The organism is Streptomyces sp. SAJ15 (assembly GCF_007595705.1).
Lineage (GTDB): Bacteria > Actinomycetota > Actinomycetes > Streptomycetales > Streptomycetaceae > Streptomyces.
In genome coordinates, this window is record NZ_NISY01000001.1 from 878,381 (window position 1) to 896,112 (window position 17,732).

Sequence of the window (17,732 nt, forward strand, 5' to 3'; positions counted from 1 at the left end):
AATCCGGCTGGCCGTACGGGGGTTGCGGCCGGTCGGGGTCCAGCAGGGGCGGTCGGGGCGCTCCAGGGCCGTTCAGGCACCCTCGCGAGGCGACCCGATGCCGTGCCCTGGCCGCCAGACGCGCACTCCGGCTCGGGGGATGTCCGGAGGTCAACGACTGACGGATGGTCAGAGCACGGGCCCGTGTCGCGGCGAGGATGTGGTCTCCTTCTGCGGCCCTGACGTCCATGCTGGCACGAATTCCCAGAGGTGCCAGTGGTGTTGGGGCGCATCACGACGTGAGCATTCTCCCGTCGCCGAGCGGGAACCCACACGCCCCGGCGGGCGACTTCCTGAGGTGGCTCACCGCGGCGCCACCCCACCGATCCGGACAGACGACTGTTTTCCGGCCGTTCGCACGGGGTGAGCCGCCCCGGCGGGGTCCGCGGGGAACTCCCCCCGGCCCGCCCGCGACTACCGCTCCGTAGCCACCGGCCGCGAGCCTCCCGCACCGACCCGGTCGGGAGGGGGAGGGAGGGGACGAAGCGATGCCACAGCGCGAAACGGCTCCCCGCCGGCCGGCCGAACTCCTCGCCGGGGGCCGCCACCCCTGGATCCTGGTCTCCCTGGCGGGCGCCCTGTCGTTCGTGGCGATGCTCGACATGACCATCGTCACCATCGCCCTGGCGGACATCGCCGCGGACCTCGACGTGTCCGCGTCCATGGCCCAGTGGGCGGTGCTCGGCTACCAACTCGCCGTCGTGGCCCTGCTCCTACCGGCGGGGCGGTGGCTGGACGGCGGCAGCGGCGACAACGGCGGCATCGGGCCGCGCCCCGCCCTGCTGCTGGCGGTCTCCGGATTCGCCCTGTTCAGCCTGGTCTCCGCGGCCGCGCCCTGGATGGCCTGGCTGGCCGTCGCCCGCATCGCCCAGGGCTGCTTCGCGGCGCTGCTGTTCGTGCTCATGCCGGTCCTGGTGATGCGCGCGGTGCCGCCGGAGCGGCGCGGCCGGGCGATGAGCGTCCCGGCCACCCTCGGGCCGCTGGGCGCGGTCACCGGCCCCGCCTTGGGCGGGGTGCTCCTGGACGCCTTCGGCTGGCGCGCCGTCCTCCTGGTCAAGCTCCCCGTCTGCCTGTTCGCGCTCCTCGTGGTGGCCCGCGTGCTGCCCGGGCCGGGCCGGGTCACCGCGCCCGGCCGGCGGCCCCTCACCGACGCCGCCCTCTTCGGCGGCGCCGTGGCCTCCCTCCTCCTCGCCCTCACCTTCGCCCCGACCGCCCCCGGCTGGCTGCTGCTGGCACTCGCCACGGTGCCGCTGGCCCTGTGGTGGCGGCGCCGCCCCGGCGCGCGACCCGTGGTGGACGCGGTGCGGGCGTCGGGCGTCCTCGGCGGCTATGCGGCGATCTGCGCGCTCGCCGCCGGCTTCACCGCCATGCACTACGTCGTGGCCCTCAAGCTCCAGGAAGACAGCGGGCTCTCCGCGACCTCCACCGGCCTCACGGTGCTCGCCTTCCCGCTCGCCATGGCCCTCCTGGGTCCACTGGGTGGACGCCTCGCCGACCGCTACGGTCCCCGACCCGTCGCCGTCGTCGGCGCGGTCGTCACCGCCTCCGGGCTCACCCTGCTCGCCCTGAGGAGCGGCGACGGCTGGACGCAGGGCGACATCGCCTGGCGGCTGGCCGTCGCCGGGGCCGGCACGGGCCTGTACGGGGGGCCGACACAGACACTGGTGATGAGCGCGGCGCCGCCGGGGGCCATGGGCATCGCCGGCTCCCTGGCGCAGCTCTCCCGCAGCCTCGGCTTCGCCCTCGGCCCCGCACTGGCCTCGGCGACCTGGGGGATGGCGGACTCCCGCGACGGCGCGCGGTACGCGCTGGCGCTCGCCGCGGCCGCCGTCTGGAGCTGCGTCCTGCTGTTGAGCGTGCGGCGCCCCCGCACCCTCCACCCTGCGGACACCCGCACCGCGACGGCGCCGGCGGGGTCGGCGGTGACGGCCGCCCCGGCCGCCGACCGGCCCCGGCCCCCGCGGTCCGCTCCGCGGCGGGCGGGAGAGGGCGCCGAGGGAGGCGACCAGGCCCAGGTCAGGCCGGGTCGGGCGGCTCGTACGGCGCGATGGGGCCGATCGCGTGGGGCCGGCCCGCCCGCGCCCGACGCCAACGGCTCCGCGCCCGGGCGGGGGTGAGCGAAGGCCCGCGGCGGACCCGCGTTCCCGCTCCCCGTGTCCGAGGGGGAACGAATGGGGATCGACCTGGTAGCGCGGCCCCTCAGGCTCGTTGGTGCCGATGCCGTACCGCTAGTCGAGGACGCCCTATGCCGCACGCGCATGCCCCTCTTCCCGCATCCAGCCCTTCCGCCTCCCGCCCTTCCGCATCCAGCCCTTCCGCATCCAGCCCTTCCACATCCAGCCCTTCCACATCCAGCCCTTCCGTCTACGGCTCTTCCGCCTATGGCTCTCCCGCCTCAAGCTCGAGTGCGCAGGCGACCCGCCGCCGGATCGCCGCCAACCTGACCGCCCTCGGCGAATTGCACGACGAGCTGACCCACTCCCTCACCTCCTCCCGCCCCCGCCTGCTTGCGGAGAAGGTGCGCGAGCGGGGATCGCCGGGCATCCCGCTGAACACCGGTGCCCTGGAGGTCAGGAGCGACATCTGCGGGGTGCTGGCGAGCTGGGTGGCGGTCGTCAGTGAGGCGCGCCGGGTGCCGTCCCCGACGCGGAACACCCCGGCGCTCCTCGCCTTCCTCGCCGAGCACGCCGGCTGGCTGGCCGATCACGAGGCGGCGGGGGACCTCGTGGCGGAGACCGACGAACTGGTGCGGGCCGCCTGGACCGTGCTGTCCGGCCGCACCGACCGGAACGTGCCCGTCGGCACCTGCGTACGGCCCGGCTGCGGGGGAACGCTGGTGGCCCACCTCGACGCTGCGGCGCCGTCGGGCCGGCCGTCCATCACCTGCTCCGTCGACCACGCCCACACCTGGTCGTCCGAGATGTGGCACACCCTGCACGAGGCGCCGCCGCGGCCCGGCCGCGCGGTCGGGCTGACCGCGCGGGACATCTCCACCGGCTGGCACATCGCCTCCGGCACCGTCTACTGGCTGGCCAACACCCACCGGTGGCGGCGCCGCAGGAACGGCCGCCAGGTGCTCTACGACCGCGACGACGTGCTGGCGACGATGCGGGCGCGCACCGCGGCCGCCCAGGGTGCCGAATGCGTCCCGGGGGCGTAGCCGCGGCGCGGGCGGCCGCGCGGAGGGGAGCCAGGAGGAGTGGAGCCGCCCTGTGTGGAGCCGCCCTGTGGGGAGCCGCCCGGCGGGACGGCGCGGCACGGGACGCGGCCGCCGGGCCCGACGCGGGACGGGACGCGGCCGCTGGGCCCGATCCGGATGCGGGACGCGCGCGCAGGCCCCGTGGCGGAGCGGCACCCCGCCGCCCCGCCACGGCTCGGCCGCCGGCCTCAGTCGTTGTCGTAGCCGTCGACGTCCGCGCAGATCGCGTAGGCGTCATACGAGCCGAGGACATCGCCCTCGTTCACCACGAACACGATCCACGCGGCGTACTCGGAGCCCTGGGGGAAGGACCTGATGGTCTTCACCGCCTCCGTGTTGCCGAAGAATCCGCCGCCGAGGACCTTCTTGCCCTCCGGGCACTCCACGATCGTCTGGGCGGCCTCACCGGGGGCGACGAGCAGGTTGGTCTGCGCGACCACCTCCCAGTCGGTGAAGCCGTTCACGTAGCCGCCCTTGGGTCCCTTCTGCGGATCGCAGGGCTCGTTGACGAGCCCCAGCTTCTCGGTGACGAAGCAGGGCGGTTTGGCCGGGGGGTCGTCGGCGGGCGCGGCGTGGGCGCCGGTGGCCCCGGCTGTGCCGAGGAGAACGGCGACGGCGGTGGTCGCGACGGCGGCGGAGAAGCGGGTTATGTCCACCGGAATCCCTTCGGGTCGTCTGAGATGCCCGACGCGGCGCGTCGGGACCTCCAGGCAAGCACGGGCCGTAGGGGACGTCCTGCGCGGTTGAACCGAATGGCTGGCGCCGCGCCCCGCGCCGGCCCGCGCGCGAGGGGCGGGACGGGCCGCGGCCCGACGGCGGGGGCGAAGGCGCGCGCGGGCCGACGGCAGGGGCGGGCGCGGTCCCGCACGGGGAGGCTGACCAGGCCGTATCCGCCCCCGTACGCCCCGGTCACGCGCGCGCCGGTGGCCAACCGCCCACCCCTGTACGAGATTTCTCGCGCCGATCGGCGAACGCGCATGGACGGCGACCGTCGCGCCCCGTACGGTCGAGACGTCGCCTCCCGGGAGGGGGCGAGGAGCGGGGGGTATCGCATCATGGCTCATGAGGACCTGACCCGGCATACCGGCCTCGGCGACGGCTCGCGCGAGGGCCGCCGTCGCCACCACGGCCCCGCGCGCGGCTCCTCCGACGCCCGGCGCGACACGTCAGGCGCCCGCACCCCGCGCACGCGGTAGGGGCCCGCGCCGCTTCCCGCAGCCCCACGTCGCGTTCACCCTCGCCCGACGGGCCGGGAGGGCCGTATCGGGGTGTCCCACCGCCGATGCCGAGCACTCACGGACGTTCGCGGGCACCGAGACGTCACCGCACACCCGACACGCGCCCCCCGACCGGCCCGGCCGTGGCACGAGTTCGTTTCGTCACGTCAGCTCGGCACGTCACCCTCCGGCGTGACCAGGTCCAGCGCCGCCCCCCTTCTCTCCCCAGACCTCCCGACGCACCACCGGCACATCCACCCGACAGCGAACGAAAGGTCAGACACCGTGAGGGAGTACTACGACGTCGTGATCATGGGCGGTGGCCCGGCCGGCTCCACCCTCGGCGCCCTGCTCGCCCAGCGCACCGATCTCCGGGTCGCCATCTTCGACAAGGAGGTCTTCCCGCGCGAGCACATCGGCGAGTCCTTCGCCCACCCGGTCGTCCCGGCACTCCAGGAGAGCGGGGCGCTGGCCAAGGTGCTCGCCAGTCCGTGCTGGGTGAAGAAGTTCGGCGGCATCTACGCCTGGGATCCGGAGCAGCCCAGCATCGCCATGTTCGACCGGGCCCCGTACGAGAAGGACGGCGTGTTCCGCTGGACGATGCATGTCAACCGGGCGGAGTTCGACCACATCCTGCTGGACCACGCGGCCGACGTCGGCGTGGACGTCTTCCAGGGCGTCGCCGTCACGGCGTACGAGCCCGACGCGCGTGGCGGCGTGGTCCGCCTCGGCGAGGGGGCCGAGGTGCGCGCCGGGTACTTCGTCGACGCCTCCGGTCGCCAGAGCAGCGTCTCCGCCGCCCGCAACAAGCGCGGCTGGCTCTCCCACTTCAAGAACATCGCCATCTGGCAGCACTTCACCCACTGCGGCCAGACCCAGAACCTCGAAGCCGACTGGAACATCTTCACCGCGGACAACCTCTCGCCCATCGGCTGCTTCGCCTTCCGCGACGGCTGGTGCTGGTACATCCCGGTGCCCAAGATCATCAACGGTAGGCGGGTCCTCACCCACTCCATCGGCATCGTCACCAACCCGGCCGTCCTCAAGGAGCCGGGCCGCGACTTCACCGACCAGAAGACGTTCCTGGAGACGGTGCGCCAGGTCCCGTACCTCAAGGAGCTGATCGCCGACGCCGTGCCGGTCGCGGACGACATGCTCACCGCGACCAACTACTCGCGCGTCGCCGAGGAGTTCGCGGACTACGACGAGCGGCACCTGCTCGTCGGCGACGCCGCGTTCTTCGTGGACCCGCTCTTCTCCTCCGGCGTCGCCGTCGCCCTCACCCAGGCCGCGGCGGCCGCCCTGCTGCTCCAGAAGACGGTCGACGGCAGCCTCGACGAGAGCGACCAGCGCCATCTGTGGCACGACTACAACGCCAAGTGGCACGGCACCGCGGAGACCTTCGCGCTGATGATCGACCAGTGGTACCACGCCATCGCCAAGAACAACCCGGGCAGCGTCTACTGGAACACCCGCGGCACCGGCGCCGACCTCGGCATCCGCGAGCAGACCTTCGACGCCCTGCTCAACACGGCCTTCCAACCCGCCCTGCTGGAGGTCCTGACCCACGGCAGCCGCAAGGTGGAGGACCTCGACGCCACCGGCCCGTACCTGGCCGCCTCCGCCCTGGCCGAACCGGCCGACCTCACCGACGACGCCCTCATCGCCCTGGCCCCCACCACGGCCATCCGCGACAGCGTCACCCTGCTCGTACCGGGCTTCAAGGCCACCAACCCGCCCGCCAACATCCAGCTGCCGCCCCCGATCATGGCGGGGATGACGGACTACTGGCGCAACCCCGTCACCAACCACGCCTCATCCCCGTCACCCCTGCGCGACACCGTCCCCTGCAAGCGCATCTACTCCACCGAGGACCCACACGGCACCACCATCGACGCCGACGTCCGCATGGACGGGGTGACCGAACTCTGGGACCTCCTGACGCAGGGCCCCCGCAAATACGGCGAGATCTCCGGCCGGCTCACCCCGCCCCAGACCCGCCTCCTCAAGCGCATGTGCGTGGCGGGCTTCCTCCAGATCACGCCGGCGTCCACCGCCACGTCGGAAGGGGCACCGGCAACGGCCTGACGTCGCCCGACGGAGGCCCGGACGACAACGGCCTCACGCCCCCCGACACCGTCCCGGCACCCGGCCTTCCGGGTGCCGGGGCGTGCCGGTCGGGGGGCTCAGTCTTTGACGACGGTGACGGGGGCCGGTCACAGCCTGAACACGACCCCGCGCCATGCCCACCCACTGCCGAGCACCGCGTCCCGCAGGGGGTCCTTCATCTCCGCGGTGTCGAAGCGGAACACCTCCGACATCCCCAGGCGGCCGTCGGCCCCCCGCTCGATCGTCCAGTCCCGGGAAACCGTGTTCACCTGCCCGCGGGAGTGCTCACGGGGCGGCGCCACCCTGGGCGTATCCCCGAACCACGTGACCTCCAACTGCTCGTCCATGGCACGGACCTCGTGGTCCGCCGGCACCAGACGCATACGGGTCTTGATGGTCCGGCTCAGCTGGGTCCTGGCGAAGAAGGTGCGCCAGGCAGGGTCCCGAATCCGCAACTCGGCCACCAGGTCGGCACCCTCACCAGGCGTGCCGTTACGCACGACGTACGGCACGTCCGGCCCGTTGAGCCCGAGCAGCGCCACCCGGACTTCCTCGGCCGAAAGGGGTGCGACACCGTCGCCGGGACGCTTGGTGCCGGTCAGTCTGTCGAAAAGGCCCATCGGGCCAATCTACGATCCGTGGCTCAAGCGGGATCAGTCGGCGGCGGTCGTACCGGTCAGATCAAGGCTGTCGAGGGGCACCAACGGCTGGAGACAGACGCTGGGGGTGCGGTACCTCGCTGCGGTACCGCAGGCCCTTGAGGCTCGGACGATGCGCGTTCTGTGCGATTTGCCCGTTCTTCGGGCATGTGCGATACCAGGAGAAGGAGCTTTTCTGTGATCGCTGCGGAACCCTGCTGGCCATCCTGGAAGAGGAAGCGCCATGACAGGAGCGGGCGAGGCCGCTGGGCGCGTGATCGCCGGGCGCTACCGGCTCTTGCGTCAGCTCGGGGCCGGAGGCATGGGGCGCGTGTGGCTCGCCCACGACCAGGAACTGGCGTGCGAGGTCGCCCTCAAAGGGATCAATCTGCCGCCGGGCATCCCGGAGTCCGAGGTGAGCAGCCGGATCGCCCGGGCCCGCGGCGAGGCCCGCCACGCCGCACGACTGCGCGACCATCCCCACGTCGTCACCGTGCACGACATCGTGGAGGAGCGCGGCCTGCCGTGGATCGTCATGGCGTTCGTTCCCGGCGCGAGCGACCTGGAGGCGGTGGTGCGCGCCCACGGGCCGCTGCCGCCCCCCGAGGTCGCGCGGATCGGGCTGGCGGTCCTGGACGCCCTGCTGGAGGGCCACCGGCTCGGCGTCCTGCACCGGGACGTCAAACCGTCCAACATCCTCCTGACCCGCTCCAGCCCGCAGCCCGGGCATCGCCCTGAGTGCGGCCGGGTGTTGCTGACCGACTACGGCATCGCGCTGGAACTGAGCTCCGGTGAGCCGCGCCTGACCAGCACCGCGGGGATCGTCGGGACCCCGCCCTACATGGCCCCGGAACGAGCCCGCGGCGAGGAGCCCACCCCCACCTCCGACCTGTTCGCGCTCGGCGCCACCCTGTACTTCGCGGTGGAGGGGACCGGCCCCTTCGACCGCGGCTCCGATTACGCCACGCTGACCGCCCTGCTCTTCGAAGACCCCACGCCGCCGCAGCGGGCAGCGGACCTGACCTCGGTACTCCTCGGGCTGCTGGCCAAGGACCCCGCCCGGCGGATGGACGGCGCCGAGGTCGCACGGCTGCTCACTCCCATCGCCGCCGAGCCCCACCCTCCCAGCGCACGGAACCAGACTCTCCCGGCACGGCCGCCACCGGAGCCACGGCCCCCCACCCCGGAACCAACACGCACCCAATTCCCGACCCCATCACCCGAGCCACCACCCCGGCCCCCGGCACCAACAACCCAAGTACCGACCCCACCGCGCGAACCGACCCGACTGACTGAGCCGGCGCCGCCGCCCGAGCCGACCCCGCCGACCGAGCTGACCCCGCTGACTGAGCCGGCGCTGTCGCCCGAGCCCGCGCGGCCGCCCGAGCCGGAGGAACCGGCTGGCCGGGCCCCGGAACTGCCGCGAGCGGGCGGCGCGAGCCGGCTGTCGCGAGGCCCGTCGAGGCTCTGGCGCCGGCGGGTCGGGCTCATTGCGGGGGCGGTACTCGCGCTGCTGGTCGTGGTGGGCGGCATCATCTACGCGACCCAGCCCGGCTCGCCGAGTCCCGAGCCCGCTGGCACCGCACCCACCCCTACCGCCGCACCCACCACTGGTTTGCCCACTGCACCGACCTCCGTGTCCTCGATCGGGGTCGGCTCCGGCCCCGGTGGGGTGGCGGTGTCCCCGGACGGGCGCCGGGTCTACGTGGCCAACTACGACTCGAGCTCGGTGTCGGTGATCGACACGGCCACCGACCGCACCGTGGGCGATCCCATCCCCGTCGGCGACTTGCCGATAGGTTTGGCGGTCTCCCCGGACGGACGCCGGGCCTACGTGGCCAACTACGGCCCGGACTCGGTGTCGGTGATCGACACCGCCACCGACCGCACCGTGGGTGCCCCCATCCCCGTCGGCACGGATCCGGCGGAGGTGGCGGTGTCCCCGGACGGGCGCCGGGTCTACGTGACCAACAGCATCTCCCGCTCGGTGTCGGTGATCGACACCGCCACGAACCGCACCCCCCTTGGAGACAAGCCGGACGGGGTGGCGGTCTCCCCCGACGGGCGCCGGGCCTACGTGACCACCAGTTTCTCGGTGTCGGTGATCGACACCGCCACCAACCGCACCGTGGGCGACCCCATCCCCCTAGACGAGGTGGTGAACGGGGTGGCGGTGTCCCCGGACGGGCGCCGGCTCTACGTGACCAACGACTACGCGAGCTCGGTGTCGGTGATCGACACCGCCACCAACCGCACCGTGGGCGACCTCATCCCCGTAGGCGCTCAGCCGGGAGGTGTGGCGGTCTCCCCGGACGGGCGCCGGGTCTACGTGGCCAACTACACCTCGGACTCGGTCTCGGTGATCGACACCGCCACCGACCGCACCGTGGGCGACCCCATTCCTGTCGGCGAGGCGGCGGACAGGGTGGCGGTGTCCCCGGACGGACGCCGGGTCTACGTGACCAACTTCGCCTCGAACTCGGTGTCGGTGATCACGTTCTAGAGCTCCGAACAGCAGAAGTGACCCGCCCCCGAGCCCCTGCGACCTGCGGCCAGGCAATCGATCAGTGCTGTGGCAGCGGGGTGCCGGCGATTTCCGTAGCTCCCCGGGCTGGGGCCGGACATGATCAGGGGCCTTCGGCCGGCTCGCGACGACGACAGGGGCTCAAGAACCGAGCCGAGGAAGATACCCGTCCGGTCCCGCTGCCGCCCCGCGACCCCGCGAGCACCTGGGCGGCTTCGCGTGCACAGGCCCTTACAGGCTGCACGACTGACCACCCCACGAGAGCGCATGGCCTAGAGCCGATATCGCCGGCACATGAGTACGACAACTCACGCGATGCCCTCGCAGAACCAGGTTGGCTGGTGCCATGACCGACACCACATCGCACACCCCGCACCGGGGCGCGTGGATCGCCCCGCTACTCTCCACGCTGCTCACGCTTCCTGCGGCTCTCCTCAGCTCAATGGGCGTCGCATTTGCCGGGATGTCATGCGATGTAGGAACCAGTGCCGAGATCAGGCAGTGCAATGCGAGTGCTTTCAACGCTGGCAAGGTGTTCTTCTACGGTCTCCTACTTCCTCTGGGACTGCTCCTCAGCAGTTGGTGCTTGCCGTGGCAGCAGCGCCATCGCAGCATCCGCAGTGCCCTTGCGTTGCTTACGCCCTTCTCCGTGATCGTCCTTTACCTAGTCTTCGATTCCCTGGTCGACTGGCCTCCGTCGCCATGAGCCGTATCCAGTGGATCACGAAAGCCTGTGGCACATCACGGCTCCCCTGGGCTTCGCCCCCGATGGCCGCCAGGTGCTCACGGACCTGAGCTGCTCGCCAAGGTCGAGCGCGTCCAACGCCACGCGGCAAGCCTTCGGTGAGGGCGAACTCGCAGGCTGGGTGTCGCCAGTACGGGCAGTGCTCGGGCCTCCATGGCGGGGAACTGGGCCATGAGCGCCGACGTCGCCACCCCGGCGATGCCCTTGCGCGCGGCCCGGGCAAGGTCGCCGCCTCGGTGAGGTGGCCCCAGGAACATGGCCTGATGGTTCGTCGCGGACAGGATGCTCCCGGCCAGCCGACGATCGTCGCCATCTAGGGCCAGCCGCAGGGCTTGGAGGAAGTAGCTTTGGGCCAAGCCGTTTTGGTAGGCGTCCTACGACATCCAGCCTGTCAGCAGCGTGGACTCCGCGACCGTGGAGAAGAGTACGTGCCCCACGGCCTCCGTGTACTGGCCGGTGGCCAGGGGCGCGACATCGTGGCTGAGGTACTGCACCGCTCAATGGCGGGCGTGCTCGCCACCGAAGCGGTCATCGAGCTCAGCGAATTGACCTTCCCCTGACGGCTGCCGACTGCCACTGGGTGAGGGAGACCTCAGCTCCCTCTCCTGGCATCCGAAGTACCTCAACGCGGTTGTCGTCGTACGCGTGGCAAGAGGTTGCGTGAAGTGCCAGAATCCTCCCACCGCAAGATCCAAGGGGGGAAATTGCAAGATCGGCGCGATGTCATCCTGCGTATGCTGGAAGAAGGCAACTGGATCATGTCAGTGGACATGGGATGGCTCCTGCATCACTACGAGCCTGCATGGAATCGCTTGAGCAGGGATCGCGCTGGAGAAATCAGCGCCTGGCTCCAGAAGCACGAACTCGAGCATCTCCCGTCGCCGCTGCCCGCTCGAAGGTCGGAGCAAGTGATGCTCTACAAGCCGAAGTCGCCGATCGGGGCCTACATCAATGCGGCCCGGCTGGAAGGGCCCTTCGAGAGGCATCCGGGCGCCGCTGCTGAGTTCCTGGGAAGGCTCGCCCAGGACCTGGGCTGGCAGAGTGGTGAAGCGGAGCACGGTCTGTAAGTGGGGGTCGGGTGCCCCCGCGCAGTCCTCTGGGTGGCTGCTTGGGGGCCAAGTCCATTTCGCTGCTCTGACCTGCGGAAACACGCTGATCTCTCCGCCACGAATACGCCACGACCACTGACATACGGCCGCTCACGGTGGCATCCGGCTGCACATACACAAAGACCCCGCCTCAGCGTCTTGGCTGGTGGCGGGGTCTTTCGGTACTTCGGTGAAGTGCCCCCGGCAGGATTCGAACCTGCGCACACGGCTCCGGAGCCCATCGGAGATCGCCAGCGCAGGTAGCCCCTGACCTGGAGGCGGCCAGGCCGATCCACTTCCCAACGCAAGATCATTACGTCGTGATTACGTGGGTCTCTGTCGGAGTGGCTTCGGCGAGCGATAGCGTCGGCGCATGATCTCGGGTGATGGAGGGTCCCCGAACGGGGCTACGAAGTTCACAGGGAGTAGCGCGAGTGCCGTTCTCCAAGAGGCATGTCGAACGGCGGGCCTGGACCCCGCGGGCGCTGAGCTGCTCAGGCTCGGCTCCAATGCCGTCTACCGGCTCGCCTCCATCTCCGCGGTCGTCCGCATCGCCCGTGAACCCGGCAGCCTGGGGGAGATGACCCGGGCCGTGCGGGTCGCTCGCTGGCTGGAGACGGAGGACTTTCCCGCGACACGGGTGCTGCCGCGGGTGCGCCAGCCGCTTGAGGCCGGAGGCAGGGTCGTCACCTTCTGGGAGAGCGCTCAGGATGACGAGGAGTACGCGAGGCTGGATGAGCTCGCGGACCTGCTGCGGCGGCTGCACTGGCTGGAAGAGCCAGAGTCGCTGGGCCTGCCGTACTTCGATCCGTTCGCCCGGCTGGACGCCGGCCTGAGGGCCCTCGACGGGGTCGGCAAGGACGACCGGACCTTCCTGGAGGAGCGGGCTGGCGAGCTCCACAAGGCGTACGACGGCCTGGACTTCGTGCTGCCCTTCGGCATGATCCACGGGGACGCGAACATTGGCAACGTGATCCGCCACCGCGCTGGTCAAGCGATCCTGGTCGACCTGGACGGCTTCGCCCTGGCGCCGCGGGAGTGGGATCTCGTCCTCACCGCGATCTACTACGAGCGCTTCGGCTGGCACACGCGGGCCGAGTACGAGTCGTTCGTCTACCACTACGGGTTCGACCTGATGAACTGGCCGGGATACCCGGTCCTTGCCGACGTCCGCGAGCTCATGATGGTCGTGTGGCTCGGCCACCAGGTCACCACGAGTACCGAGGCGGCCGAAGAGTTCACGCGGCGGGTGAACGCTCTCAGGACGGGCGCCAGCCGACGAGACTGGCGCCCCTTCTAACCTCGCGCTTTCACGGGCTGCGCCGTCCGGCAGTGATCAAATAAGCGAAAAGTGCCTCTGATCAGCGAGAATGAGGATTGTCTAGGTCCTTGTTCCCGCGCACGTCGGAGGCACTTCCCAGGTGATTCCTCGCCGTTCCCTGCTCGTCTTAGTGCGCTTGTGCGGCGGCGTTGAGCGCCGCCGTCGGAGTTCGGCGGGCGGCCCTCGTACAAGACTCTGAAGGGGTGATCGTACCGATCGCCGCCCCAATGCTTCGACCAGAAGGCCTAATCCCCCTTGGCGCTTCTGGCATGGAACGCCGAGAGTGGCATCGTGCTTCCGGATCCTACGTTAGAAGACAGGAGGATTGGTGAACGATAAACTCGATGAGACTAATGAGGGTGAGCGCGCGGATGAATTCCAAGAATCAGGCCAATCGATCTCTGAGCAAGAAAATCCCCCTACCGCAAATGAGCAAGAAAAGCATACCGCCACCAGCGCCGAGGTATGGCTGAAAGTCGTTGGGTGGACCGGCGGAATTACAGTCCTCCTGATCTTTTTCTCCCTTGGGCGCGATAAGGAAGACTCCAAGGCGCCTCCATGGGCGTGGCAGATCGTATTGGGTCTGGCTGCAGTCGCAGTCGCTGCAGGTTTCATCACAACAATCATGGCGATTAGGCGCCGTGAACGTGAACGGCAGCAAGAGATTAAGAGGCTTGATACAGCCGCCGACCTGTTGCGGGAGCGAGTTGAATTGCCAAGCCTGATTAACTTTAATCGCGTATTGCTGGAGCAATACCATGAAATTGCAACCAGGCAGGCGAACAAATCATTTCGAGCGGCCTTGACTGCTATGAGTATCGGGCTGGGTGTAATTGTGGCGACGTTTGTTGCATCGTTCGCCAGGGACTCGAGCGCCGATCGATTCTTCCTCGGCTCCCTGGCTGCTGTAAGTGCAGCTTTGACGGGGTATCTAAGCAAGACTTACCTTGATGTTTATGATCGTTCAATTAGGCAGCTAAATCAGTATTTCAATCAGCCCGTTCTGAACAACTACTTTCTCACCGCTGAGCGTGTAACTGGCAAACTAAGCGATGAACATAAAGAAAAGTTGTTGATGCGTATCGCGACAGATATTTTGACAACGGGCACGCGCATGCATGAAATCTTTGATATTGAAGATGAGGGCAAGAGGGGTTTCCTGGGCAGGGCTAAACGTGGGCGAAGACAGGCAAAAGAGGCTCACGAGCAAGGAAGTGGGGCCAGCTGAATGACGCTGCGGCGATAATTGGGTGCGACCGACGCCGCTCGTTAGGGGCGAGGGGCGGAGATCCGGCGCAGCTTTACCTGGCTGATCGGAAGGCTGGCCAGGTGTCACCGCGCACGTGAGCTCGGCGGAGTGTCGATGGGCGGCTGGTTCTGTCAGGCTTGTGAACCTGCCCGGAGGTGTCAGATTTGAGGTCTTGATCTTCGAGGCTCGCGCCAAAGCAGCTGCCTAAAGTCGTGGAGCCGACCGCCCCGGCTGCGGCGTACGTCTTCTCCGACCTTCCAGTGGACTAATGCGTGGCGACTCCAGTGTCCATTGTTATGGGCGACTAAGGCATCCTGTATGCCCAATCGGCTTCCTCGCTTAAGAGGAATTCGTACCCAAGGTCGTTTGCGGCTTGCTGCAACTCTCGTCTAAGCAGGGTCCGCTTGTCTTTGAGTTCTTCATGGGCCTCCGTCAGGCGTCTTTCCGCATCAGAGCTCCAACGCATCCAGGGCAAAGTGCCATCTGTAATCCTCCTCCATGGCAGGCTGCCGTTTCGCCCCCGCGCTTCCTCGAGCTTTCTGTGTGCCGACTTCAGTGAATGTACATAATCAAAGTATCTTGAGGCGACGTTGGGGTACTCACGTCCAACGCTCTGTGCAATATCCGTGTACACGGAAGCGTGCACAAATGCAGTTTGTGACATGTGTCTGGCTAAGCTGGAGTCGGTATGCATGAGATAGAACTCATGTACTTCTTCCCGTGTCGAATCGCGCAGGATGACGAGGCGGTCAAATAGAACGTCGCGCTTCCTTTTCTCTCTCTGTTCGGCTTCTGCTTCTCTTTCATGCTTCTTCGTGATTCGTGCAGTAATGGCAGGTGCCAGCATGGTGGCGCCTGACCCGAGCAGGGCGCAAATGAGCCCCAAAATTACCTCGCCCATACCTTCCCCCGAGCCCGGTTCTCGAACGATGGCAGTCTGCCGCAAGTAAATACCCGGCTGTATATTTTCGAAACGAGACAGAGAGGCGAGATTTCAACTCACTGGTTGCCAGGACAGGGGGACGGTATCGGTTGCTCGCCAGAGGCGGTGCTCGTCGGCTTGCTCGTAGAAGTCGCGAGAGGTGAGCATCTTCCCAATGGCTGCCAGGTGCGTGCGGAACTCCGCGAGGTAGCTGACGCAACGCGCCGACCTGAGCTGCTCGCCCAGGTCCAGCGCGTCCAGCGCCACGCGGCAAGCCTCCTCCGGTTCGCCGGCTCGAAGGCGCGCGTCAGCGAGCACCATCGTCGCGAAGAAGTCGCTCCGTACGTGGTGGCCACTCATGGCGTTCTCCGCGTGGGCCACGGCCTGGCGGGCACTGCTCACGTCGCGGAAGCAGTGCGCGGCCTCGGCGGCGAGCTCTGCCTCGTCGAAGTAGGTGATCCACTCCGGTTCGTCGCTGCTGTTGCGGCTCTCCAGGGCCTTCGTCGCCTCGGTGAGGGCGAGCTCGCAGGCGCGGGTGTCGCCGGTACGGGCCAGTGCTCGGGCCTCCATGGCGTGGAACTGTGCCATGAGCGTCGGCGTCGCCACGCCGGCGATACCCATGCGCGCTGCCCGGGCGAGGGTCGCCGCCTCGGTGAAGTGGCCCAGGAACGTGGCCTGATGGCTCGTCGCGGACAGGATGCTCCCGGCCAGCCGGCGGTCGTCGCCGTCCTGGGCCAGCCGTAGGGCCTGGAGGAAGTAGCGCTGGGCCAAGCCGTGTTGGCAGGCGTCGTACGACATCCAGCCTGCCAGCAGTGTGGACTCCGCGACCGTGGAGAACAGAGCGCGCCCCACGGCCTCCGTGTACTGCCCGGTAAGCAGGGGCGCGACATCGCAGTTGAGGTACTGCACAACTGAATGGCGGGCGTGCTCGCCGCCGAAGCGGTCATCGAGCTCGGCGAACATGCCGCTGGTGGGCTTGATCATTGCCACGTCAGCCAGACCCACGCGCACGCCGCTCCGGCCGGGCGTCGCCGGGAACGCGGGTTCGGGAGCGACGAGCCACCGGAGTGACGCCTCACTCCACGCCGCTAGTGAGGGCTCCGACGCCAGAAGGGGTTCGTAGCCGTGGAGGTCCGCACGCCACAGTTGATCAACGGCGCGGAACGCGTCCTCCGGGCTCGGCGGGTAGCGGGTCTCCAGGAGTTGGGAGTCCTGGCCAGTGATGTGGTGCATTTATGGGATTCTCGTCTTGTTTGTCCCCTATCTGCTATCCGTTGTATTCCTGGCGGCTTCCTGACTCCGGATGGTGGGTCAATCCGTCCACTTTTCGGCAGACAGACGAGCGTGGTCGGCGGAGCGGCCTTGGCTGGTGGCCTGCCCGGTTTGGGGTCGGGTATGGCAGTCGCTCTGCGGCGGCAGGACTGCACCCTTCCGGAGAAGGATGGGGTTCGCTGATCTTGGAGAGGAGCCGCCCCGCCGTCGGCAAGCGGTGGATCGGAAGCGACTCTGTGCACGATTACCGCGGCCTGAAGAACCGGTCTGCGGACGAGACCGTGTCGTCCTCATGCCGCCCCGGCTGGTGGGCATGCTTCCTGCGCCGAACTGATGGACGAGGGCGACCAGGAGGACGACGACACCGACTGAGCCCGCTCGGCCCTCACTCGCGCCACAACGGACCCCCGGACCTGTCCGGGGGTCTTCGCGTTTCCCTGGCCTGACCTGCGAAACCGCCGAGTGGGCCTGTCCACGAATAGTCCACGGCCCCCGACATACGGCCGCCCACGGTTGCACCCGCCTGCACATACACAAAGACCCCGCCTCAGCGTCTTGGCTGGTGGCGGGGTCTTCTGGCACTTCATGCGAAGTGCCCCCGGCAGGATTCGAACCTGCGCACACGGCTCCGGAGGCCGTTGCTCTATCCCCTGAGCTACGGGGGCTTCGTCGCTGCTGCTCGCGGCGACGGGTAGAACACTACCAGCTCCGAGAGGGTGATCAGGAACGAGTACCGGGACGGGCGTCGGGTGGGTGAGGATGGGGCCGTCGGCGGTGGGGGCTAGCGCATCGCGGGAGGCTGTCGCAGGCGGTCGGGAAAAGGTCCCCCGCACGTGGTGGAAGTGGGGAAAACCCGGACGCGGCCGCGGTGGCGCGCCTACTCTTCGAATGTGCCTGGCTTGACCGGCCGGGTCCTTGTTGTCGATGACAACAAGGTCATCCGGCAGCTGATCAGGGTCAATCTCGAGCTTGAGGGCTTCGAGGTCGTGACCGCGGTCGATGGTGCCGAATGTCTGGAGATCGTGCACCAGGTGCGGCCCGATGTGATCACTCTCGATGTCGTGATGCCGCGGCTCGGGGGAGTGCGGACGGCGGCGCTGCTGCGCGCCGACGCGCGTACGTGCGACGTACCGGTGGCGCTCGTCAGCGCGTGTACGCAGCTGGAGGTCGAGGAGGGCCTCGCGGCCGGGGTGGACGCGTTTCTGGCAAAGCCGTTCGAGCCCTCGGAGCTGGTGCGGCTGGTTCGGCAGCTGTTGCGGAAGAGGGAAGGGGAGGGGGTGCCAGGGGCGGCGGCCCCTGGCGATGCGGAGCCCGTCGGGCCCAGCGCAGGGTGATCCCGCGCCGGGTGATCGAGCCCAGCCCCGGTGATCCGTCGCTGGTCCCCCTGACCCTCGCCCCTCCGGCTTCCC

Annotated in this window: 13 protein-coding genes and 1 tRNA gene; 9 read left to right on the plus strand and 5 right to left on the minus strand. The window is 68.9% G+C overall.

Going from position 1 to position 17,732, the window contains the following annotated elements:
* The first annotated feature begins 527 nt into the window (after positions 1-527).
* Both CD790_RS03890 and CD790_RS03900 read left to right on the plus strand, forming a co-directional pair.
* Entirely contained in the window at positions 528-2,156 is a 1,629-nt protein-coding gene (locus CD790_RS03890) for an MFS transporter (RefSeq protein ID WP_144381522.1), read from the plus strand.
* 341 nt (positions 2,157-2,497) lie between these two features.
* The gene (locus CD790_RS03900) at positions 2,498-3,199 is read left to right on the plus strand and encodes a hypothetical protein (RefSeq protein ID WP_144381523.1); all 702 of its coding nucleotides are present in this window, start codon (positions 2,498-2,500) and stop codon (positions 3,197-3,199) included.
* 227 nt (positions 3,200-3,426) lie between these two features.
* On the opposite strand, the gene CD790_RS03905 is transcribed toward CD790_RS03900, so the two are convergent.
* On the minus strand, positions 3,427-3,894 hold the full coding sequence (locus CD790_RS03905) for a hypothetical protein (RefSeq protein ID WP_144381524.1): 468 nt from the start codon (positions 3,892-3,894) through the stop codon (positions 3,427-3,429).
* Positions 3,895-4,740: 846 nt separating this feature from the next.
* On the opposite strand from CD790_RS03905, the gene CD790_RS03910 reads away from it, so the two are divergent.
* Positions 4,741-6,543, plus strand: a complete 1,803-nt coding sequence (locus tag CD790_RS03910) for an NAD(P)/FAD-dependent oxidoreductase (protein WP_222108216.1) — start codon at positions 4,741-4,743, stop codon at positions 6,541-6,543.
* 128 nt (positions 6,544-6,671) lie between these two features.
* Here the strand turns inward: CD790_RS03910 and CD790_RS03915 are convergent, their stop codons facing one another.
* Positions 6,672-7,184, minus strand: a complete 513-nt coding sequence (locus tag CD790_RS03915) for a hypothetical protein (protein ID WP_144381525.1) — start codon at positions 7,182-7,184, stop codon at positions 6,672-6,674.
* Between the two features lie 262 nt (positions 7,185-7,446).
* On the opposite strand from CD790_RS03915, the gene CD790_RS35505 reads away from it, so the two are divergent.
* The 5 genes from CD790_RS35505 to CD790_RS03945 all read left to right on the plus strand — a co-directional run bounded on the left by CD790_RS35505 (position 7,447) and on the right by CD790_RS03945 (position 14,108).
* Positions 7,447-9,705, plus strand: a complete 2,259-nt coding sequence (locus CD790_RS35505) for a serine/threonine-protein kinase (protein ID WP_144381526.1) — start codon at positions 7,447-7,449, stop codon at positions 9,703-9,705.
* A 367-nt stretch (positions 9,706-10,072) separates the two neighbouring features.
* Complete coding sequence (locus tag CD790_RS03925) at positions 10,073-10,432, plus strand: hypothetical protein (protein WP_144381527.1); 360 nt, start codon at positions 10,073-10,075, stop codon at positions 10,430-10,432.
* A gap of 773 nt (positions 10,433-11,205) precedes the next feature.
* Positions 11,206-11,538: a hypothetical protein gene (locus tag CD790_RS03935; RefSeq protein WP_144381528.1), complete on the plus strand. Its 333-nt coding sequence runs from the start codon at positions 11,206-11,208 to the stop codon at positions 11,536-11,538.
* A gap of 394 nt (positions 11,539-11,932) precedes the next feature.
* Entirely contained in the window at positions 11,933-12,859 is a 927-nt protein-coding gene (locus CD790_RS03940) for a phosphotransferase family protein (RefSeq protein WP_144381529.1), read from the plus strand.
* A 349-nt stretch (positions 12,860-13,208) separates the two neighbouring features.
* Positions 13,209-14,108, plus strand: a complete 900-nt coding sequence (locus CD790_RS03945; protein WP_144381530.1) for a TRADD-N-associated membrane domain-containing protein — start codon at positions 13,209-13,211, stop codon at positions 14,106-14,108.
* A 325-nt stretch (positions 14,109-14,433) separates the two neighbouring features.
* On the opposite strand, the gene CD790_RS03950 is transcribed toward CD790_RS03945, so the two are convergent.
* From CD790_RS03950 to CD790_RS03965, 3 genes are all read right to left on the minus strand, one after another.
* Positions 14,434-15,030 (minus strand): hypothetical protein, encoded by a 597-nt coding sequence (locus CD790_RS03950; protein ID WP_144381531.1) that lies wholly within the window; start codon positions 15,028-15,030, stop codon positions 14,434-14,436.
* Between the two features lie 93 nt (positions 15,031-15,123).
* Complete coding sequence (locus tag CD790_RS03955) at positions 15,124-16,284, minus strand: hypothetical protein (protein WP_260867301.1); 1,161 nt, start codon at positions 16,282-16,284, stop codon at positions 15,124-15,126.
* A 632-nt stretch (positions 16,285-16,916) separates the two neighbouring features.
* Positions 16,917-16,988, minus strand: a tRNA-Arg gene (locus CD790_RS03965).
* A gap of 177 nt (positions 16,989-17,165) precedes the next feature.
* Between CD790_RS03965 and CD790_RS03970 the strand changes: the two genes are divergently transcribed.
* A complete protein-coding gene (locus CD790_RS03970) occupies positions 17,166-17,657 on the plus strand; it encodes a response regulator (RefSeq protein WP_260867345.1) in 492 nt (163 codons plus the stop codon).
* Positions 17,658-17,732: the final 75 nt, after the last annotated feature.